We start from the raw sequence: 20341 nt of genomic DNA on the forward strand, positions 1-20341 counted from the left end.
TTATTTCTTCTTTTCCTTCGGGTCCTCCACGAGGCTCGTCCCAAACGTAGGTTCCAGGGCCAGATCGGCCGAGTCGTCGAAATCGGGATCGATGCCCGCTAGATAGCGCGCGAGCCTTTTCTTGCTCTCATAGTTGTAATCCAGGTTCAGGGCGATCGTCTCCATGATGGGGGAGCCGCCCCCGTGGACTCCGGCTATCTCGTACCAGGCCGCCATAGGCGACGCACCGATGTTCTCGACGTATTTCCAGATCTTCAGGGAGACGTCGGGCGGCAGCTTGGGATTGCGCACGATGAACTTGTCGAGATACTTCTTCGTGGCCGGCGCGTGGAAGTCATCCTCGAAGGGCAGCGTCACGGCAATGCCGCCGGCGATTTCCGTGAGGATGTTGTATTCGTGGTATATGAGCTCCCCCGTCATGCGACGTCCGACGTTGGCGTAGACCTTGTTGGGGAAAAAGACGCCGCTCGAGGTCTTTTCGCCGTAAACGGCCGCGGCCACCCCGGCCGCGTAGGCCAACTCGGCGGCGCCTGCGAACTCGGAGAGCTTCTCGCGAACGTGGGAGACCTTCTGGATATTATTCGCCTCGGCGGCCAGCGCCGTCGTCCCGCAGAGGATGTCGGAGACGCCGGGCTTGCAGCCGCTGTAGCTGTGGCGGTGCGAGTCGGCGAACAGCAGGGCGATGCGCCTGCCGAACTCCCACTCGCCGCACATGAAGACCCGTTCCTTCGGGACAAAGACGTTGTCGAAGACCACGACCGAGTCGGATACGCCGTAGCGGCAGAAGGGTGAGGCGTTGGGGTCGTCCTTTTCGCGGTGCCAGACAGGGCGGGTGATCAGGTGCACACCCTCCCAGTCCGCCGGAAGGACGAAGGCAACCGCGAAGTCACTGTCGTCCTCCATGAGAGCGCGTGTGGGCAGCACGAACATCTCATCGGCGTAGGCGACCTGCGTGATGGACATCTTGACGCCTGAGACGACGATACCGTCTTTTCTCTTTTCAACGATGTGCACGTAAGCGTCAGGATTGGGCTGCTCGCTGGGGCGCTTCATCCGGTCGCCCTTGCTGTCCGTCTGGGCGCAACAGCCGTCCCAATCGTTCCGCTGGTATTCCCTGAGATAGGCTAGGAACCGCTCGTGGTAGTCCGTCCCCTTCGCCTCGTCGATCTCCTTCGTGCAAACGGCCAACGCGTTGATGGCGTCGTGACCCATGCACCGGTGAATGCATCCGCCTACGCGACGGGCCGCCAAGCGGATCATCTTTTGCTTTTGCATCAGGTCGTAGGGGTTTCGAGGCAGGTGTGCGAAGCGGTTGATCTCCTCGTCGATGAGCGGAGAGTGGACTGTCATCAGCCCTTTCCACCGGGGATCGAGTGCCAGTTCATAGGTGACCTCTAGGACGTTGATGCCCGGAATAAGGCGATGGTCGTCGCGGCCCACCTTCTCTCCGCCGATATAGATGTTGGGCTTCATTTTGAAAAGGCGTTCGCGGTACTGTTCCTTGGTTCTCAACACAGCTCGCTCTCCTTTCTATCTTCTTTTTTTTGATTCTTCTCCGAGTTAGTTGATGGAAGTCGGGCGAAGCGGTTGTGATTTCAAATGCAATGGACATCCAGGATCTCCGGGGGTGTAGGTTTATCTGCGAAGAAAAACCTTCTCGGCAGAGGGCCAATGATGTCCGAAGCCACTATAGCAGCGCCGTACTTCCCCTTGCGTTGAATGAAAATCTGGGGCAGGACAGTTGCTCCGCAAGCCGGACGCGTGCATATCCGGGCGGCACCCGACCGGCGCTTTGTGCCCGTGTGCCATCACTGCGGCACGAAGGGCGCCATGGTTCACAGCTGGACGGGCCGTTCGGTCCGGGACCTGGACACGGCCGGCACCCGGGTGTGGCTCGATTGCCGCTACCGCAAGCTCTACTGTACCGGCTGCCGACGGATCGTGATCGAGGGGCTGGATCTGTTTGACCCCTATCTGCGCATCACGAGGCGGCTGGCCGCATACATCCACGCGCTGTGCCGGTGGATGACGGTCCAAGATGTCGCGGGGCACCTGGGCCTGGACTGGAAGACGGTCAAGGCCGCCGACAAGCTCTTGTTGGAGGCCCGCTACGGGCAGCCCGATTATACGGGCCTCCGCATCCTGGCGGTCGACGAGATCTCCATCCGCAAGGGCCACCGCTACCTGACCGTGGTGCTCAACTACGAAACCGGCCGCGTTCTCTACGTGGGCAAAGACCGCAGGGCCAAGACCCTGATGCGTTTCTTCAACCTGTTGAGCGCGGGGCAGCGCAAGGCCATTGAGGCCGTTGCCATGGACATGTGGGACCCCTACATCAAGGCCGTTTAAAAAAACTGCCCCAGACCCGGATCGTCTTCGATCTGTTCCATGTCGTGGCGGCCTTCAACCGCGTGATCGACAGGTGCGCAACAGCGAGCATCGCAAGGCCCAAAACGAGCACAAGGCGGTCTACAAGGGCGCCAAGTTTCTGCTCTTGAAGAACCGCCGCAACCTGCGGCGCCGAAGCCACCGGCAACAGCTCAAAGAACTGCTGGCGCTCAACGAGGTCATCAGTACCGTGATGATCCCCAAGGAAAAACTCAAGCTCCTCTGGGGCTATCGTTCACGCGCCTGGGAGGCCAAGGCGCTCGATCAGTGGTGTGCGCTGGCCCGATCCCTCAAGCAGAAAGCGCTGAGCGTCTTTGACCACATGCTGCAGAGACACCGCGAGGGGATCCTCAACCACTGTGACTTCCCCATCCATACGGGACAGCTCGAAGGGGTCAACAACAAGATCAAGGTCATCAAACGCAAGGCCTACGGCTTCCATGACCTGCGGTACTTTACACTGAAAATCTACCAGGCGTTCGCCAACTAACCCTAGGATGATGCTTTTTCCCAACTTCATGCCGACTTACAGAACATGCAGTATTCAATCTGCTTTTCAAAAAATAGCACGCATTATGCCAAAATTTGAACATCTTATATTAATATGATTTTATTAACTATTCTAATTCTCCTTGACTTTTCGTGTCCGATGTGCACTTGTTTCCGTGTCCCATATTCTTACACATGTCCCGTAATGTTACATACATGGGACATTTTTGGCACATATCAGCAATTAATAAAAGGGGTGGCTAAATGCAGGAATTGCACAAGCAGCGCTTTGACCACGTATTAGGCGAATGGAAACGTTTCATCAATAATCAGCCCCTGGAAAATCCATTGATCATACCCGACGTGATCCTCGCGTCATGGAGGCGCTGTCGGGAATTTAACGTCAACCCCTACACAACGCGCGTCGACAAGGTCCTACAACAGCAGGACCTCAAGGAGTTGCTCAAGCGCAATCAGAACCTTATCGAGATCAGCCGCCCCTTCATGCAGAATCTATACGGCTTCGTCCGAGGCTCCGGCTTCGTCGTGGCTCTCTTCGATGACCAAGGATACATGCTGGAGGTCCTCGGAGACGCCGATGTTCTCGAGCGGGTCAAGAAAGGTAATTTCATCCAGGGTGCCTGCTGGAGCGAAGAGGAGGCGGGGACGAACGGCTGCGGCACCGTTCTCAAAATGGACCGGCCCGTGCAGGTCTTCGCCACGGAGCACTACTGCATCAACTCACATAAGTGGACTTGCTCGGGAGCCCCAATCCACGACCCCGACGGGGATCTCATCGGCGTTATCGACATGACGGGGCCTTTTCTCAACGCCAATCCCCACACGCTGGGCATGGTCGTAGCGGCCGCCTACGCCATCGAAAACGACATGCGAATGCGCAAAGCCCTGTCCGAGTGCCAGATCGCCGACGGGTTCCAGAAGACGATCCTAGCATCCATTCCGGAAGCCCTCATTGCCATCGATAATCTCTACCGAATCACCATGGTCAACGAGAATGCCGAGAGAATCATCGGCCGCGGGTCGCACCAGCTTGCCGGACGAAGCCTGAGAGACGTTATGGGAGAGGACAATGCATCGCTTTTCAACCTGATCCAGAACAACATGACCCTGACGGATGTGGAGGCACGCATCACCATGCGCGACGGCCGGGTCATCGACTACACGATGACCTGCAACCCTATCCAAACGGAGGACCGGCATGTCATCGGACGCCTGATCATTTTCAATGAAATCAAGCGGGCAAGGACTTTGGTGACCCGGATGATAGGCGCGAAGGCAAAGCTTTGCTTCGATGATATCTGCGGCGTCAACGCGAAATTTTTGGAAACGGTGAACCAGGCCCGGATGGTCTCTCAGAGCAACTCTAATGTGCTGCTACTCGGCGAGAGCGGTGCCGGCAAAGACATCTTCGCCCAGGCCATCCACAACGCCAGCACTCGCAGTAGCGGCCCCTATGTTGCCATCAACTGCGCCGCCATCCCGAGGGATCTGATCTCCAGCGAATTGTTCGGATACTCCGAGGGAGCCTTCACGGGTTCCAAAAGAGGCGGCAACCAGGGGAAGTTTGAACTTGCCGATGGCGGGACGATCTTTCTCGACGAGATCGCTGAAACGCCGCTCGAGTTGCAGTCCGCCCTGCTGCGCGTAATCGAGGACAAATCGATCATGAGGATTGGCGGGTCCCGTGTCACACCCGTGGATGTGCGGATCATAGCCGCGACAAACAAGAATCTGAAGGAGGAGGTACGCAAGGGACGCTTCCGCGAAGACCTATACTACCGGTTCAACGTCTTCACCATACAGATGGTGCCTCTTCGCGACCGGCCCGAGGACATCCCACTGTTGGTGGATTGTTTCATTCAAAAAATCTGCAACGCCATGGGGAAGAGGCCCGTTCGAGTCAATGGCCGGGTCATGGAGAAATTCATGGCCTACTCTTGGCCGGGGAATGTGCGCGAGCTACAGAACATCATCGAACGGATGATAAACATAGTTCACACTGACGAGTTGACGGTCGACCTGCTGCCTTCGGAGGTCCTGCAGGCTCGGTCACACCAAGCCGTACAGACAGAGGTGGAACTCCCTCGCGATATCGAGAAGCAGATGATCCACAAGCTGATCAAGGCCGGATACTCCAAAAAAGAGGTGGCCAGGAAGATGGAGATGTCCCGGAGCACCCTGTACAGGAAGCTTGATAAGTACGGTCTGTCGGCCTAATTTACCCTCGTGTCCTATACATGTCCCAATCTTCTCCACGTGTCTCATATTGAGACAAAAAGGATGAAACTTTGCCAAATAAAATAATGCCGCTTAAAATAAAACCATAATTATTTATATTAGTTACACCGTCGTTATCGGCTGGCACAATTCCTGCTCCAAGCGCGTCAGCGCCCCGCCCCTCATCCCATTATTTTGTTTTTTTACAGCAGCAGTGGAATACGGGCCCTGCCATCGGTTCATGGCCTGTGGATTGTCGTGCGAAATCAAACCGAAAACCGGATGGGAAAAGAGAAACGCACAGCGCAGAAATCCACCCATGGCTATCCAAACAACATTTTAGATGAACGGGGAGATGAGACATGAGTACAGTACCGGATAAAGACAAGAAGATGATATGGCTGACCATTGCCTGGATCGTTTTTTTCGGTGGTCCTGGCGCACTGCTTTTCAATACGCCGAACTTCATTCTGGGGCTTCCAGCCCTATGGACATTCAGCATCATAGCTTGGGTCATCGGAATCTTTCTGGTGTGGTGGTTCGGGTACAAATCCCAGATCTGCAACGTGGCTGACTATAAAGACTGACCGATCCAAGAAGGGGAGAAAAGAGATATGAAGGAAATCAGCACACACGCATGGGTCATGCTGGTCGCAGCTATCTTGTACTGGGGCGCCTGCATCGGCGTCGGCCTTTATACGTATAAGAAAGGAGCCGCGAAATCGGCACAGGACTTCTTCGTGGCAGGGCGTGCTCTAGGCAAGTTCGTCCTCGGCTTCGCCATCATGGCAACCACGCTGAGCGCCTGGCTCATGCTGGGCCACCAAGGCCTCATGTATGCATCGGGAATGCCCTATCTGGTCTATTATATCCATGTCCCGTTCATGGGGGTCTTGGGACTTCTTATCTTCACGCGGCAATGGCTCATCGGCAAGAAGTTCGGCTACCTCTCGCCAGGCGAAATGTACTCCGATTACTACGAAAGTAACGGGATGCGTTGGGTTATCGCTCTGGTGACGCTCCTCTATTGCATTCCCTATTCTTCCCTGCAGCTGACGGGTGCAGGCTATGTGTTCGCCACCCTGACGGAAAACGCGATTCCTTTCGAGTGGGGCGCCGTCATCATGGCCGCCGTCGTCCTCATTTACGTTCTGCTGGGCGGGGTCGCTTCGACGGCCCTCGTCGACGCTGCCCAGGGTGTCCTCCTCGTCCTCGGTCTGTTCGGCATCTGCGGGGCTGTAGTCGCCAATGTCTCCCCCGGGGAGATCCTGACCTCCATGCAGAGCTTCGACCCGAAGCTCCTTACCATGCCAGGCGGAAACGGCATGTGGTTCTGGACATTCACGCTGTCCCTTGCTCTGTCCACGTCGGCCATATACCTTTCACCGGCGTTCACGATCTGGAGCTTCTCGGCTAAATCGCCCCGGATCTTCCGGTGGCAGGCCTTGGTCGTGTGGGTCGTGCTGATCGGCATCGTCTACTACATCCTCTCGCCCATCATCGGTATGGGCGGCAGGCTTCTCTTCCCCAACCTCGCTAAGACGGATACCCTAACGCCTCTCATCATGACGAAGCTCATGCCTATCTGGGTCTACGTGATCGTCGGCATCGGCCTGCTTGCGGCGATGAACTCCACGGCGGCGGGCTACATGATCACCTCCGGCGTCATCGTCTCCCAAGACATATACAAGGACATGTTCCGTCCCCAGGCCAGCGACCGTGAAACGGTATGGGTCTCCCGCATCATCATCCTGGCCGTCGTGCTTTTCGCCTTCTGGATTTCCCAATTCTGGAAAGAGCATCTGGTCCTCATGGGAAATCTGGCGACGGCCTTTGCCACCCAGCTGGCGCCGTCCCTCTTCGGAATCCTCTACTGGCGGCGCGCAACGGCAAAGGGCGCTATCTTCGGCATCCTCGCGGGCCTGATCGTGGCCTACCTGACGTTCGCCGTCTGGAAGTACCCCCTGAACATCCACTGCGCCATGTGGGGGCTCTTTGCGAACCTCGCCGTTTTCTTCTTCTTCGCGTTCACGAGCGACCCACCCTCAAAGGCGAAACGCGACAAGTACGACGAGGTGATTCGAAAAGGCATGGCCGCCTTCCAAAAGGAGGAGGCGGTCATGGGAGCGGCTGCAGCCCTTCAGAAAGAGGAAGCAGAAATAGACACTGTCCCCTATCCCGCAAGAACGTCATCATGAAGTCGAAGCCGGCAGCTCCGGTCTGCGCACTAGAGAGGGCTGCATATCGCGCCTGACGGGTGCGCGGACCGCGGCCCGCAGTTAAAGAGGTAAACGGGATTTTCTAACTGCCTTGCCCGTTTCCTTTTTTTATTCAAAAAAAGAGCTTGAAAGACAAAAACCGTTCATGAAAGATTGTTTTCATATACAGCAATCCATGCGATGAACTCGATTATGTCTCTGCCGCTCGACAGTACACTTGTCCTCGACCTCTCCTCCCGCATGCCCGGGCCGATGTGCACCCAAATCCTCGCCGACCTCGGCGCCGAGGTCATCAAGATCGAAAATCCCAAGATGCCGGATCTGTTCAGGCAGTTCCAGCCGCTGGTGGACGGCACGGGGAGCCTCTTTCACGTCTGCAACCGCAACAAGAAGGGACTGACCCTGGAGTTGAGACACCCCAAGGGCCGCAAGATTTTCCTGGCGCTCGCCCACAGAGCGGACGTCGTCGTCGAGGCCTTCCGGCCAGGAACCATGGACCGCATGGGGCTGGGGTACGAGACTCTGAAGAAGGCAAACCCGGCCCTGATCTACTGCTCCCTTACTGCCTTCGGGCAGACGGGGCCGTACTGCCTTAGGCCCGCCCACGATCTGAACCTCGTGGCCCTGTCGGGCATTCTCGACCTGCTGGGTTACAAAGACGGCCCGCCGATTGTCCCGCCCGTCCAAATATCCGGATTGGGTGGCGCTCTGCTGGGAGCCGTCGGCATTCTTTCAGCCCTGCTGAGCAGGGGAAAGACCGGCCTCGGCCGGGCCGTCGACATCTCACTCTTCGACGGGGTCTCGGCCTTTGCCGCCCTCGAGATGTCCCGCTTCATGGCAGGACACCCCCTTCCCCGAAGGGGCCTCACGGAAGGGGGCGGCGGCTATGCCTGCTTCAATGTCTACCGGACGGCCGATAACCGGTACCTCGCGCTCGGCTGCCTGGAGCCGCAGTTCTGGGAAGCCTTTTGCCGCGTCATCGCCAGAGAGTCCTTCATCGCCGAGCAGTGGTCGGCGCCACCCCGGCAGGACGAATTGATCGAGGAGGTCCGCTCCATTTTCCTCACCCGCACGTCTGCTGAGTGGCTCACACTTCTCGATCCGGAGAAGATCTGCATCGCCCCAGTCAACACCTTTGCCGAGGCCCTCCAGGATCGACATGTCCGCGAGCAGGAAACCTGGTTCAGGGGAGAACTCCCTAGTGGAGAAGCGGTGCCCCAAGCCGCCTTTCCCATCCGCTTCGACGGGGAACGGCCGGGCTGGCGCTCCCATCCACCGGGGCATGGTGAGCACACCCGTGAAATACTCCGGGAACTGGGCATTGGCGATTCGGAGATCGAAGAACTCCGGACACTCGGCATCGCATGATCCGCGCGGCGCCGGTCGGGTGTGACCATCTTGACTTCCGCCGGACACATCGGATAGGAAAACTCATCGGCACGGGAGGGGCCTCTTGTCATGTCCATAAACATCCTCGTCTGCATCAAACAGGTTCCCGACCCGAAACAATTCGACCGCATTACCCTAGATCCCGCCACGGGGTCCATTAACCGCACCGGCATCCCGCCGGTGACCAACCCCGTCGATCGCCACGCCGTAGAAGAGGCTTTGCGCATCCGGGAGGCCCACGGGGGAACCGTAACCGTGCTGACCATGGGCCCACCCCAGGCAAGAAAATGCCTCGAAGACGCCTTGGCTATGGGGGCAGACCGCGGGGTGCTGCTCTGCGACATGGCCTTCGCCGGCGCCGACACCCTGGCCACGGCAGCCGTCCTTGCGGTGGGGATCCGCACGGCCGGTGATTTCGAGCTCGTCCTATGCGGCAACGAGTCGGTGGATGGGGCAACGGGACAGGTGCCCTCGCAGCTTGCCGAGATGCTCGGATGGCCGCGTGTCACGCACGCGCGGAAGATCGAGATCAAGGAGAACGGAAGCGGGGCCTTGGTCGAGCGCGAAATCGAGGGCGGGTTCCTTCGAGTGGAGGTCATGCTCCCGTCCGTTATTGCCGTGGTGAAACGGATCAACCGGTACCGGCTTCCCACCATATTCGGAATCATGGAAGCCGGAAGGAAAGAGATTGTTGAAGTCGGCTGCGCCGCTTGCGAAAGATGCGGCCTCGCTGCCGAGGCTATGGGCCTTGGGGGATCACCGACACGGGTCGCGGGGGTATTTCAGTCTCACCGGAAGCGGCATGTGGAAATGATCGGGGGTGAACCGAAAGAAGCTGCCCGGAGGCTCATTCAGAAACTCCGAGAGATGGATGCGCTCTGAAAAGGCCGCAAGCAACAAGCCCCAAGGCCAGAACGCAAAAGTAGGGCATATGGACACATCGGATCGAGATCAAATGACGGGAATCCTCGTCTGGGCGGAGCTTCGGGACGGGCGGCCGACGGGCGTGACCCTTGAGCTTTTGAACAAGGCCACGGACCTTGCGTCAATGCAGGACGGAGCGGTCTCGGCCGTCGTGATCGGGCAGGAGGGATGCCGCGGATGTGCCGCAGAGCTCATCGCCCACGGGGCCGGTCGGGTCTTCGTCGTCGAGGATCCGCGTCTGGGACTCTACCAGGCCGACGTGTTCACGACGATCCTGTGCAGGGTCATCGCCGAGGCCCGCCCGGGTGTCGTCCTCCTGGGGGCAACTGCCATAGGCGCCGACCTGGCGCCCTCCGTGGCGGCTCGGCTCGGTACGGGGCTCACGGCCCACTGCACCGATCTGCACCTGGAGGACATCGACGGACGCCGGCAACTGGTAATGGTCGTGCCCGGCTGGAGGGGAAGCATGATGGTAAAGATCGTCTGCCCCGAGAGGAGGCCCGTCATGGCCACGGTCCGGCCCGGCGTTCTGGAAAAGGGAACGCCGGACCCCGCGCGCAATGGAGCCGTTGTCATCGTCCCTGCCGACATCCGGGAGGCGGACTTCCGCGCCCGGACACTCGAGATGGTCCGTGAAGCGGAGGAAGGAGGGCTGGAGCAGGCTGCGGTCATCGTCTCCGGCGGATTCGGTTTCTACGAGGCCGGGGGCATATCCCTGCTCGAGCGCCTTGCCCGCGCAGTGGGCGGCGTGACGGCAGGCTCCAGGCCCGCTTGTGACGCCGGCTGGATCCCGGAGTCCAGGATGATCGGGCAGAGCGGCAAAACCGTGAGCCCGAAACTGTTTATCAGCATCGGCGCCTCCGGAGCGCCTCACTACACGACGGGGTTCACCAGCGCATCGCTCATCGTCGCCATCGACAAAAACCCAAAGGCACCGATCTTCGACATTGCCGATTTCGGCATCGTCGGCGATCTGCGTGACATCATCCCCGCCCTCGCGGAAGTACTGGAGGCAGAGCGGCAATCCGCTTTTTCACGGCAGCGGAATGAATGAAAGAGTCACATCGAATCTTGGAAGGGGGATCGCCATGTTTGAATTCACAAAAGAGCAGGAGATGATCAGGGCCATGGTCCGCGAGTTTGCCGACACGGAACTTGCGCCAAAGGCACTCGAACTGGACCGGAAGGGGGAATTTCCCTTCGAGCAAGTGCGCAAGATGGGCGCTCTCGGGATCATCGGCATCTCCTCCCCCCGCGAGTACGGCGGATCGAAGGCCGGACACCTGTCGGCGGTGATCGCCGTCGAGGAGATCGCCCGTGTCTATCCCTCGCTCGCCTTTATCCTCGAGGTGACCCAGGCCCCTCTGTACATGATCGAGTCCTGGGGGACGCCCGAGCAGAAGCAAGCTTGGCTGCCGCCGCTCATCCGGGGCGAGAAGATCGCCGCCGTGGCCGCCACGGAACCCACGGGGGGCTCCGACCTCGCCACATTGAACACAACGGCCGCCGACGACGGGGATGGCTACGTCCTCAATGGCCGGAAGGTCTACATCACCAACGGCGGCGTGGGCGACTGGGTTCTTGTCCTGGCCAGAACGGGCGAGCGGGCAAGCATCATCACCGTGGAGAAAGGCACGCCGGGTTTCGTCGTGAGCCGGCGCCAGGAAATGATGGGGTTCAAATCAGGCGATGTCTGCGAGTTGGGGTTCAGCAACTGCCGCGTGCCGAAAAAAAACCTCATCGGAAAGGAGGGGAGCGGACAGGCGGTTGCCATGGCGACCTTTTCGGTGAGTCGCGCCGCAGTGGGTGCCGTGGGGCTGGGCATCGCGCGCGGGTCCTTCGAGATCGCCCTGAAATACGCCAAGGAGCGCGTGCTCTACGGAAAGCCCATCGCAAGCCTCCAGGCAATCCAGTTCCTGCTCGTAGACATGGACACGGAGATCGACGCCGCCCGCTGGCTCATCTACCACCCGGCGGCGTGCTTAGACCGGGGCATGGCCCCCCGCGACATCGGCAAGCTCTCGGCCCGGGCGAAATACATCGGGGGAGAGGTAGCGTCAAGTGTCACGATGAAGGCCATGCAGGTCCTCGGCGGCTACGGAGTGAGCCCGGAATACCACTTGGCGAGGCTACTGGCCGACGCTGTCGAGATCTTCCCGGCCACGGGCACGCCCCAGATTATGAAATTCATCCAGGCCTTGGAAATCGTAAAATGAGTGTAGGCCCGTCAGGGGAACCGGCGGCTTCATTGGAGCGACAGGGATGGGCCGTTTCTTGAGGGCATTCTCTCTCGTGGCGGCACTTGCGCTCGTGCTCGCCTGGTCGGGTCAGTCCCAGACGTCGGGAACGCTGGAAAACATCAGGAAGCGGGGCGTGCTGCTCTGGGGATCCGACGCCGAGGGCGGCGCCCCCTATGTGTTCCCCGACCCCAGCCGGCCCTCGCGCCTGATCGGATTCGAAGTCGATCTGGCCCGCGCCATCGCCCGCGAACTGGGCGTCGAGGCCCGCCAGGTGCAGAACGCCTGGGACAGCCTCATCCCGGCCCTCGAGCGCGGCGATTTCGACATCGCCCTCAACGGCCTGGAGATCACGCCCGCGAGGAGACAGGTCGTCCTGTTTTCCCTCCCCTACTACATTTACACGACGCAGCTCGCCGTCCGGAAGGACGAGGACCGCATCCGCGAAATCGGCGACCTGCGCGGCAGGAAGGTGGGGACCCTCTCGGGCAGTGTCGCGCAGGAGATCCTGCAGGCGATCCCGGACGTGGAGATCCGCGTCTACACGGGACAGGCCGAGCCCTACGAGGACCTCGTCATCGGGCGTATCGACGCGGTGCTGATGGACTCGCCCATCGCCGCATACTACGCGAAGCCGAACCCGGCCCTGCGGTACGCCGGCCCCCCGACGGGCGAGGGGGAGTACGGCATCGCCATGCGCAAGGCCGACGGGGAGCTCAAGGCGGCCTTGGGCGAAATCCTGATCCGGCTGCACCGCTCGGGGGAGCTGCGGACGATCTACGAGAAGTGGGGACTCTGGAACGAATCGCAGGAAAAGCTGCGGCACAGGCTCGAGGCCGGCTCCGGGGCCGTGGATCTCGAGGAGAGCCGCAAGGCCCCCCTCGTCACGTTCCTGCCGACCCTGCTCAAGGGCGCGGGCATCACCGTCGTCGTCTCCGTCGTCTCCATGGCGATCGCCGTCGCGCTGGGCCTCGTGCTGACGCTCCTTCGCCTCTATGGGCCCCGATGGGCGGCCGCGTTCGCCACGGCCTACATCGAGTTCTACCGCGGCACGCCCCTGCTCGTCCAGCTCTACATCCTCTACTACGGCCTGCCGAACATCGGGATCACCCTCTCGCCCCTGGCCGCGGCCTTCATCGGGCTGGGGATGTGCTACGCCGCCTACGAGGCGGAGCTGTACCGCGCCGGGATCAACTCGGTGCCGAGGGGCCAGATGGAGTCGGCCCTGTCGCTCGGCATGTCGCGCAACGGGGCGCTGCGCTGGGTCGTCCTCCCCCAGGCCCTCCGGATCGCAACGCCGGGCATCACCAACGACTTCATCGCCCTGTTCAAGGACTCGTCCCTCGTGTCCGTCATCGCCATGGTGGAGCTCACGAAGACCTACAACATCCTGGCCGCAACCACGCTGCGATTCTTCGAGCTGGGTCTCGTGGTCGCCTTCCTCTACTTCGCAATGAGCTACCCCCTGTCGCGTATGGCAAGGCGGCTGGAGGCAAAACTGAAGGGGGAGCCAGTGTGACCCCTCATCGATGATATTGACAGGCATATCCAAATACGCATAAGGTGTTCTTGAACCTCACATTCAGAAGGTGGATTCAATATGGTCGCGAAGGGGAGATATAAACCGGAGGAATCGATAGCCGCCCACTACGCGGAGGCGGTTGAGTGGCGACGAGCGCTGCACAGGTGTCCCCAGCCCTCTTGGCTGGAGTTTTTCGCAACGGCTTTCGTGGCTGAGAAACTGTCGGCCTGGGGATACGACGTCAAGCAGGGACGCGATGTCGTCGCGGAGGACAAATTGCTTCTCCTGCCTGACGGAAAGAAGCTCCAGGAGGAATACGATCGGGCCCTTAAGGCGGGCGCCAACGAGAAGTTTCTCGCCCCGGCCAAGGGCGGCTGCACCGGCGTCGTGGCCATCCTGAAGGGAGATCACCCGGGCCCGGTCATTGGGTTTCGCTTCGACATCGATTCCAATGAGGTGACCGAGTCCCAAGACCGGACCCATATGCCGGCTCGTCAGGGGTTCGTCTCCCAGAACCCCGGGTACGCCCACATGTGCGGACACGACATTCATACGGCCACGGGGCTTTTGCTGGCGAAGTACTTTGCTGACAACCGCAAGCACCTAAAGGGCGCCGTCAAGCTGATCTTCCAACCCAACGAGGAAAACCTCTCCGGCGCGGCGCCCATGATCGAAAAAGGCATCTTGGACGATCTAGATTACATCTTGGGTGGCCATATCGGACTGTCCGTAAAAGAGTTGGGGCATATCTGTTTCAACGTCCACAGCTTCCTTGCGCTGTCGCGATTTGAAGTGACCTTTCTGGGCCGACCAACGCACGCCGCTGCGAGTCCCGAACAGGGGAAAAATGCCATGCTGGGCGCCTGCAACGCCATCACGAATCTTTACGCCATCGCCCGGCACAGCCAAGGCGCCACGAGGATAAATGTGGGAACCCTGCAGGCGGGGACCACATGGAACGTAATCCCCGACAGGGCAACTTTCCGCATGGAGACCCGCGGGGTGACGAATGAACTCAACGAGTATATGGTCTCGAAGGCCCGCGATGTGATCGAGGGGGCGGCAAAGATGTACGATCTCGCTTTCGAGATGAAGCCCGCAGCGATGGCGGTTGTGGCTGAAAGCTCGCCCGATCTGATCGCTATGGCAGAGCAGGTTGCCGCTAAGCTCCCCTCGGTGAAGAAGGTTGTGCCAAGCGCACCCTTCAATGCCTCGGAAGACATCACTCTGATGATGGAGCGGGTCCAGCAGAAGGGGGGCAAGGCCCTGATCACCTTGTTCGGGACACCGACATATGGCGGACACCACAGCACGTCCTTCGATGCCGACGAGATCGTGATCCGCAATGCGGCTGAATTCTATGCCGCCATGCAGAAGGAAATCACATCATAAAGATCCCGGCCTCAAGGCCCGAAAAAACGGCATCCACATTGCGATTGCGCCGGTGTCGTCGGTTATCTCCGGTCGCCGACCCCGCCGAGGTCTCAAAACCGCCCTCCAATAGCCCTCATTCCATCCATATCAATTTTTATCGGAAATTTGATAAGAGAAATATGCGCATCTCCGTTGCAACAGTTCAGGCCCGGACGGTCCATTAAGACTCAGCCGCAACGGAAGCCAGCGAAACGCTGCACATGTGGTCGGGGGCTAGTTAGGTGCCCCTCATGCGGAAATGGAGGACCGCGTCGTTCTTTCTTATGGAGGGGACCCCGCGTCGATTCTTCTTGGTAGCCCCTGCTGTTGTTGTGTTACACCAGTCGCTGACCAGGACGGAAAGATCGGCCTTGCGCTTGTGATCACCAAGCTAATCATCGAGGCCTTCAAGGGAATCGACCGATCTATTTCTCCAGGCCCGCAGGCTAGAGGAAAAGCTGAAGGGACACAGGGAATAGCGCTTGGGCCTTTCGACATTTTTTGCCGCTCCAACATGAGGTTTGCGACTTTTCGGTCCACTTTGGCGACAAAAATGTCGCATGGATTATTTTCCTTTATAATCGGGTTGTTATATCAATAAAGTCCCTCGCTCCTGACGTCTTTTTCCTCATCCCGCGGCAGCGCGGCAGCAGCAACCGGTCCTCCCACCCAAGGGTGGTTCATTATTTTTCCTCGTTATAACAGATACTTAGAAAAAATTTCCTCTGCGCCTGACTCCTGGCAGGCCTGTTGCTTCGTCTAGGCGTTGGAAAAGGAGGTACTGCGATGGCTACGGTGAAAATGAAACGCTACAAATCGATGCTGCATCACCGGATTGAAGAGATTCTGAAGTCAAACGGAAAGCCCCTGTTCCCCGCGGAGAACCTCAACGGCCTGCTCCCTGATGTCTACGACCTCGCCTCCTTCGAGTCTGAGCGGCTCTCCGAGTATGCTCTGAAGGACCGGGAGAGAAAAACCATCCTCGAGCTCATCGAGGCGATGAAGCGGATCGAGGAGGGGAGCTACGGGGTTTGCGAGGATTGCGGGAAACCCATCTCCGAAAAGAGGCTGCAGGTCGCACCTGCCGCGACGCTGTGCATCGAGTGCAAGGCCGACGAGGAAAAGAGGCAGCGGGCGGAAAAGATCCGCAGGCTGCATTCGCCTCACGGGATCCTGCTCAGTGAACCCCAGGGATAAAATCAGGACAAGGCAAAGACTAGAAGGCCCCCGCTCCGGGGGCCTTTTTCGTTTCATCCTCCCCGGAACCCTAGACGTACATCGCGGCCACGATGGCATAGACAAGCGCCGGGACGAGATTGCCCACGCGGATCTTCGCGATCTCGAGGAGGTTGAGGCCGATCCCGAGGATGAGGAGCCCGCCCGTTGCGGTCACGGCCTCGATCACGGCAGGCTCCTGGAGAAACGTCAGCTGAGAGGCCAGGAGCGTGATCGAGCCCTGGACGACGAGGACCGACAGCGCGGAGAAGGCCACGCCCGGCCCCAGTGACGAGGCAAAGGCGACGGATGCCACGCCGTCGAGGAGCGACTTGACGTACAGGATCGACGGGTCGCCCACGGTCCCGTCGCGGATGGAGCCGACGATAACCATGGCCCCCGTGCAGTAGAGTATGGAGGCCGTGACGAACCCTTGGACGAAGGTCGACGAGTCCGAACGGAAGCGCCGCTTGAGCCACTCCCCGAGGGCTTCGACGGCCCCCTCGATGTTCAGGAGTTCCCCCGTGACGGCGCCGGCGAGGAGCGAGCCGATCACCAGCAGGGGCCTCGTGCCCGACAGGGCCATCTGGAGGCCGATCAGGACCACCGAGAGGCCGAGGGCCTGCATGACGATCGACTTGATCCGGTCCGGCAGCCGCTTCCCGATGACCGCGCCCGCCAGGCTCCCCGCCGCGACGGCGGCCGTGTTGACCAGGGTTCCGATCATGTCACCGCTCCTTGCTCCGATATGCGGAGATGCAGCTATATCACTTGCGGGGACCTCGGGGCAACGGCCGTGTTTGAGGCCGCGTTGAAACACGGCACCCCACCCCCTCCGCGGGCCCCGGGACCCGGCGCCCCGCATTCCCCGTTGACAGAGGGCCGCAGGACTTGCTAACTACTGGCGGCATCACGAAACAACGAGGCGGCGAGTCAGGTGCACACCTATCTTTTCCAGGAGGGCCTCTGGGCGGCCCGAGGTGAATACGTCGACGGGGCCATGAACCGCGCGGCCCTGGAGGGCGAAACCCGGGTGACGCATCGCCCGACGGCATGGCTCAACGAGGGCCGAATGCGCATCGCCCTCGACGGCGGTCCGGTGATCGTTGAGAACCGCTACCGGATCGTCCCTTTCGCCGGCGGGGCCGATTTCACGAGATGGGAAGCCGACAACCCGGCTCTCGGGACGCTCCGCGGGTATTTCATCGTCGTCGGCAACGCCATCCTGTCCTCCTGCGCATCGCTCGACCGGCTTCACACCGGCATGGAATTTCTGCTGCAGGAGACGCCGGACCGGTATCTCAACCGGGGCGCGCTGTTTTCCCCGGAGGGCCGCATCTCCTCGTGGTCTGTCATTCTGGAGAGAAGGGGTTGAACGACGTGTCAGGTTCGGGACATGCGAAAACGATCGAGGCGTTGAAAAGAATCAGGCTTTCGGCCACGATGCTGGAACTGGGCTTCAAGAGTGAACATCTCAACGAGGTTATCCAGTGCCAGGTCGAGCTCGAGAAGCTGGCGGCACAGCTTCAGACCGAGCACGGGGATCTCGTCACCCCGGAGCAGTGCGAGGCCGCGAAGGAGAACCTCGAGGCATTCGTTGCACTCGTCGACCGGGCCTTCGAGAGCCTTGCTCCCGCCGAGTGAACCGCTGCCGGTTGCGGCAGGCGCAAGTCCGTCGCGCCGGCCTCCGGCTGACCTCAGCGTCCATAGACCCGCGCCGTGAAGACCTCCCCGCTCGAGAACGTCCCCGCCAACCGGTGCAGCGCCGCCGCGTTGGAATCGAAGGTTTCCGGCCCGGAAAAGACGGTGAAGGTCACGTAACACGCCTCGCCCTTGAGCGGGTAGACATAGCCCCGGGAGGCGTGCCGGATGCCAGCCAGGGGCCTGCCCGCGGGCCGCTCACGCCACTGCAGCCCCGAGGCGTCGCAGTGCTCCACGGCGAAGGACCCCCTGCTATCGGGGCCGTCCCGGACGATCAGGCGCCAGTCCTGATCGAGAAAGGCCTCGATGTACCCCGTCAGCCGCTCCTGGAGATTGAGCGTGTTCTCGTAGGAGAGCAGCAGGGAGCCGCCGCGGACGGTGATCAGGCCGCCGGTCCTCGGATTGTGGAGCAGCAGCAGGAGCCTCTCGGGGGCCTCGGGGACCAGGAAGGCGGCGAACCCCGCCGGAACGGTGCCGGTTCTCTCCCAGCCGTCGCCCGGAAGCTGCACGACAAACCCGTAGCGGTAGTTCTGGTACTCGCCCCGGTCGATCGTGGGCGGCGGCGACGCGCAGCCCGCCAGTATGACCATGCTCAGGAGAATCGCCGTTTTCCTCACCTGTCTCCCCCGGGTTCGACATCAACCGGCTGTCATGCAAATTCCGTGACGGGGGGGACCTGTTAGGCCGGTGCAACGGGTGCTTCGGTTGCAATCCCCGTGGTCCTGTGATAAACGGATTTTATTATGGAATTTGGCAAAATGTTTGCAGGTTAGCCTGTCTATGCCCGTGTTCGAATACACCGCCCTCAACGAGAAGGGCAAGAAACTCCGGGGGATCATCGACGCGCAGAGCAGCGGTGCGGCCAGGCAGAAGCTGCGCGAGAGCAACATCTATCTCATCGAGCTCCAGGAATCGTCGGGGAAAAAGAAGGAGAGCCCCCTGCAGCGGGTTGCCGGCGGATTGTTCGGAAAAGCGGGGTCGCGGGAGGTGACGGTCATGACCCGGCAGCTGGCGACCCTCCTGGGGGCCGGGCTGCCGCTCGTCCAGTCGCTGACGACCCTGATCTCGCAGACCTCGCACCCTCACATGAAGAAGATCCTTGCCCAGATCAAGGAGGAGGTCAACGAGGGGAGCAGCTTTTCGCAGACCCTGACCCATTACCCCGAGGTCTTCCCGGCGTTCTACCTGAACATGGTCCGGGCGGGGGAGGCCTCGGGCACGCTGCACCTCGTGCTCGAGCGTCTCGCGGACTTCAGCGAAAAGCAGCAGGCTCTCAAGGGTCGCGTCCGGGCGGCCCTGGCCTACCCCCTGTTCATGTTCCTCGTCGGCAGCGTGGTTCTGTTCTTCCTGGTCACCTTCGTCGTGCCCAACGTGACGCGGATCTTCGACGAGATGCACCAGACGCTGCCGCTCATCACGATCATCCTCATCGGCGTGAGCCGCTTCCTGGAGACCTTCTGGTGGATCATCGCGGCGGGGGTCGCGGCCGGCGCCGTCTCGCTGCACTATTTTCTGTCGAAGACCGACAAAGGCCGGGCCCTGCGGGACCGCATCCTGCTGCGGCTTCCCGTCATCGGCCCGATGAACCGCAAGATGGCCGTGGCGCGGTTCAGCCGCACGCTCGGGACGCTGCTCGAGAGCGGGGTGCCGCTTCTGGCATCCCTCGAGATCGTCCGGAACGTCGTGGGCAACTCGCTGATCGGCGACGCCGTCCGCCGGGCCGGCAACGACGTGCGGGAGGGGCAGAGCCTCTCGGCGCCGCTGGCCCGCAGCGGCCTCTTCCCGGCGATCGCCGTCGAGATGATCTCCGTGGGCGAGCAGAGCGGCAACCTGGAGCCCATGCTCTACCGGATCGCCGATGCCTACGAGAAGGAGGTGGAGTCGAGCATCACGATGCTCACCTCCCTGCTCGAGCCGGTCATGATCCTCGTCATGGGCCTCATCGTCGGCTTCATCGTGGTGTCGATCCTTCTGCCCATCTTCGAAATGAACCAGCTCGTCCGGTGACTGCCGCCGGACGGAAAGGTGCGGACATGCGAAACGAACAGCCTATTTCCCCGAGAAACCGGACACGGCGCGGCGGCCGCGGGTTCACCCTGATCGAGCTGATGGTCGTCATCGTCATCCTCGGCATCCTGGCCGGGCTGATCATACCCCGGATCATGGGCCGTCCCGACGAGGCGCGCCAGGCCAAGGCCCGGATCATGATCGAGGGGATCGAGACGGCACTGAAACTCTACCGGCTCGACAACGGGTTTTACCCGACGACCGAGCAGGGGCTCCGGGCCCTCGTGGAAGCGCCCACGATCCCGCCCGTGCCCCGGAACTGGCGCGAGGGGGGCTACCTCGAGAAGGGCAAGGTCCCCAAGGACCCCTGGGGGAACGACTTCGTCTACCTGTGCCCCGGCACGCAGGGCGAGTTCGACCTGACCTCCTACGGCGCCGACGGGCAGCCCGGCGGCGAGGGCAAGAACAAGGACATCACGAACTGGTCGCAGGACTGACGAACGCGGAAGTTGCGAAGCTAGGAAGTTTTGAAGTTTGGAGAAGCTGAACGGCATTCCGTCCCTGCCTCTCCGAGCTTCCCAACTTCTCAACTTCATAAC

Annotated in this window: 20 protein-coding genes; 17 read left to right on the top strand and 3 right to left on the bottom strand. The window is 60.6% G+C overall.

The window, feature by feature from the left end:
- Positions 1–1515, bottom strand: coding sequence for an aromatic ring hydroxylase (locus HPY67_04070; GenBank protein ID NPV03891.1), 1515 nt, complete (start codon positions 1513–1515; stop codon positions 1–3).
- A gap of 315 nt (positions 1516–1830) precedes the next feature.
- On the opposite strand from HPY67_04070, the gene HPY67_04075 reads away from it, so the two are divergent.
- The 13 genes from HPY67_04075 (at position 1831) to HPY67_04135 (ending at position 16016) form a co-directional block, all read left to right on the top strand.
- Positions 1831–2349, top strand: coding sequence for a transposase (locus tag HPY67_04075; protein ID NPV03892.1), 519 nt, complete (start codon positions 1831–1833; stop codon positions 2347–2349).
- Positions 2322–2498 carry a hypothetical protein gene (locus HPY67_04080; protein NPV03893.1) on the top strand — a complete coding sequence of 59 codons (177 nt, stop codon included), beginning with the start codon at positions 2322–2324 and terminating at the stop codon, positions 2496–2498. The genes HPY67_04075 and HPY67_04080 overlap by 28 nt, the downstream gene beginning before the upstream one ends.
- Positions 2423–2878 (top strand): hypothetical protein, encoded by a 456-nt coding sequence (locus HPY67_04085; GenBank protein NPV03894.1) that lies wholly within the window; start codon positions 2423–2425, stop codon positions 2876–2878. Before HPY67_04080 ends, HPY67_04085 begins: the two co-directional genes overlap by 76 nt.
- Before the next feature lie 347 nt (positions 2879–3225).
- On the top strand, positions 3226–5115 hold the full coding sequence (locus HPY67_04090; GenBank protein ID NPV03895.1) for a sigma-54-dependent Fis family transcriptional regulator: 1890 nt from the start codon (positions 3226–3228) through the stop codon (positions 5113–5115).
- A 362-nt stretch (positions 5116–5477) separates the two neighbouring features.
- Positions 5478–5702: a hypothetical protein gene (locus tag HPY67_04095; protein ID NPV03896.1), complete on the top strand. Its 225-nt coding sequence runs from the start codon at positions 5478–5480 to the stop codon at positions 5700–5702.
- Between the two features lie 27 nt (positions 5703–5729).
- Entirely contained in the window at positions 5730–7313 is a 1584-nt protein-coding gene (locus tag HPY67_04100) for a sodium:solute symporter family protein (protein ID NPV03897.1), read from the top strand.
- 201 nt (positions 7314–7514) lie between these two features.
- Positions 7515–8702: a CoA transferase gene (locus HPY67_04105; GenBank protein ID NPV03898.1), complete on the top strand. Its 1188-nt coding sequence runs from the start codon at positions 7515–7517 to the stop codon at positions 8700–8702.
- Between the two features lie 90 nt (positions 8703–8792).
- Entirely contained in the window at positions 8793–9605 is an 813-nt protein-coding gene (locus HPY67_04110; GenBank protein NPV03899.1) for an electron transfer flavoprotein subunit beta/FixA family protein, read from the top strand.
- A gap of 73 nt (positions 9606–9678) precedes the next feature.
- Positions 9679–10701: an electron transfer flavoprotein subunit alpha/FixB family protein gene (locus HPY67_04115; GenBank protein ID NPV03900.1), complete on the top strand. Its 1023-nt coding sequence runs from the start codon at positions 9679–9681 to the stop codon at positions 10699–10701.
- Positions 10702–10735: 34 nt separating this feature from the next.
- The gene (locus HPY67_04120) at positions 10736–11863 is read left to right on the top strand and encodes an acyl-CoA dehydrogenase (protein ID NPV03901.1); all 1128 of its coding nucleotides are present in this window, start codon (positions 10736–10738) and stop codon (positions 11861–11863) included.
- A gap of 46 nt (positions 11864–11909) precedes the next feature.
- Entirely contained in the window at positions 11910–13403 is a 1494-nt protein-coding gene (locus tag HPY67_04125; GenBank protein ID NPV03902.1) for an ABC transporter permease subunit, read from the top strand.
- Between the two features lie 81 nt (positions 13404–13484).
- The gene (locus HPY67_04130) at positions 13485–14798 is read left to right on the top strand and encodes an amidohydrolase (protein ID NPV03903.1); all 1314 of its coding nucleotides are present in this window, start codon (positions 13485–13487) and stop codon (positions 14796–14798) included.
- Between the two features lie 807 nt (positions 14799–15605).
- Complete coding sequence (locus HPY67_04135; GenBank protein ID NPV03904.1) at positions 15606–16016, top strand: RNA polymerase-binding protein DksA; 411 nt, start codon at positions 15606–15608, stop codon at positions 16014–16016.
- A gap of 70 nt (positions 16017–16086) precedes the next feature.
- Here the strand turns inward: HPY67_04135 and HPY67_04140 are convergent, their stop codons facing one another.
- Positions 16087–16761: a DUF554 domain-containing protein gene (locus tag HPY67_04140; GenBank protein NPV03905.1), complete on the bottom strand. Its 675-nt coding sequence runs from the start codon at positions 16759–16761 to the stop codon at positions 16087–16089.
- A 210-nt stretch (positions 16762–16971) separates the two neighbouring features.
- On the opposite strand from HPY67_04140, the gene HPY67_04145 reads away from it, so the two are divergent.
- A complete protein-coding gene (locus HPY67_04145) occupies positions 16972–17409 on the top strand; it encodes a hypothetical protein (GenBank protein NPV03906.1) in 438 nt (145 codons plus the stop codon).
- Between the two features lie 41 nt (positions 17410–17450).
- On the top strand, positions 17451–17678 hold the full coding sequence (locus HPY67_04150; protein ID NPV03907.1) for a hypothetical protein: 228 nt from the start codon (positions 17451–17453) through the stop codon (positions 17676–17678).
- A gap of 53 nt (positions 17679–17731) precedes the next feature.
- Here HPY67_04150 and HPY67_04155 read toward each other — a convergent pair whose 3' ends face one another.
- The gene (locus HPY67_04155; protein ID NPV03908.1) at positions 17732–18352 is read right to left on the bottom strand and encodes a hypothetical protein; all 621 of its coding nucleotides are present in this window, start codon (positions 18350–18352) and stop codon (positions 17732–17734) included.
- Between the two features lie 163 nt (positions 18353–18515).
- On the opposite strand from HPY67_04155, the gene gspF reads away from it, so the two are divergent.
- Together gspF and gspG are read left to right on the top strand one after the other, a co-directional pair.
- Positions 18516–19742: a type II secretion system inner membrane protein GspF gene (gene gspF, locus HPY67_04160; protein ID NPV03909.1), complete on the top strand. Its 1227-nt coding sequence runs from the start codon at positions 18516–18518 to the stop codon at positions 19740–19742.
- A 26-nt stretch (positions 19743–19768) separates the two neighbouring features.
- Positions 19769–20239 carry a type II secretion system major pseudopilin GspG gene (gene gspG / locus HPY67_04165; GenBank protein NPV03910.1) on the top strand — a complete coding sequence of 157 codons (471 nt, stop codon included), beginning with the start codon at positions 19769–19771 and terminating at the stop codon, positions 20237–20239.
- The last annotated feature ends 102 nt before the right edge of the window (positions 20240–20341 follow it).

The organism is Syntrophaceae bacterium (assembly GCA_013177795.1).
In the GTDB taxonomy this organism is placed as follows: Bacteria; Desulfobacterota; Syntrophia; order Syntrophales; family UBA2192; genus UBA2192.

Bases quoted from the DNA above. Each gene is read 5' to 3' on its own strand.
- HPY67_04095 (NPV03896.1), top strand. From the start codon at position 5,478: ATGAGTACAGTACCGGATAAAGACAAGAAGATGATATGGCTGACCATT.
- HPY67_04105 (NPV03898.1), top strand. From the start codon at position 7,515: ATGAACTCGATTATGTCTCTGCCGCTCGACAGTACACTTGTCCTCGAC.
- HPY67_04120 (NPV03901.1), top strand. From the start codon at position 10,736: ATGTTTGAATTCACAAAAGAGCAGGAGATGATCAGGGCCATGGTCCGC.
- HPY67_04110 (NPV03899.1), top strand. From the start codon at position 8,793: ATGTCCATAAACATCCTCGTCTGCATCAAACAGGTTCCCGACCCGAAA.
- HPY67_04125 (NPV03902.1), top strand. From the start codon at position 11,910: ATGGGCCGTTTCTTGAGGGCATTCTCTCTCGTGGCGGCACTTGCGCTC.
- HPY67_04100 (NPV03897.1), top strand. From the start codon at position 5,730: ATGAAGGAAATCAGCACACACGCATGGGTCATGCTGGTCGCAGCTATC.
- HPY67_04115 (NPV03900.1), top strand. From the start codon at position 9,679: ATGACGGGAATCCTCGTCTGGGCGGAGCTTCGGGACGGGCGGCCGACG.
- HPY67_04130 (NPV03903.1), top strand. From the start codon at position 13,485: ATGGTCGCGAAGGGGAGATATAAACCGGAGGAATCGATAGCCGCCCAC.
- HPY67_04075 (NPV03892.1), top strand. From the start codon at position 1,831: ATGGTTCACAGCTGGACGGGCCGTTCGGTCCGGGACCTGGACACGGCC.
- gspG (NPV03910.1), top strand. From the start codon at position 19,769: ATGCGAAACGAACAGCCTATTTCCCCGAGAAACCGGACACGGCGCGGC.
- HPY67_04140 (NPV03905.1), bottom strand. From the start codon at position 16,761: ATGATCGGAACCCTGGTCAACACGGCCGCCGTCGCGGCGGGGAGCCTG.
- gspF (NPV03909.1), top strand. From the start codon at position 18,516: ATGCCCGTGTTCGAATACACCGCCCTCAACGAGAAGGGCAAGAAACTC.
- HPY67_04135 (NPV03904.1), top strand. From the start codon at position 15,606: ATGGCTACGGTGAAAATGAAACGCTACAAATCGATGCTGCATCACCGG.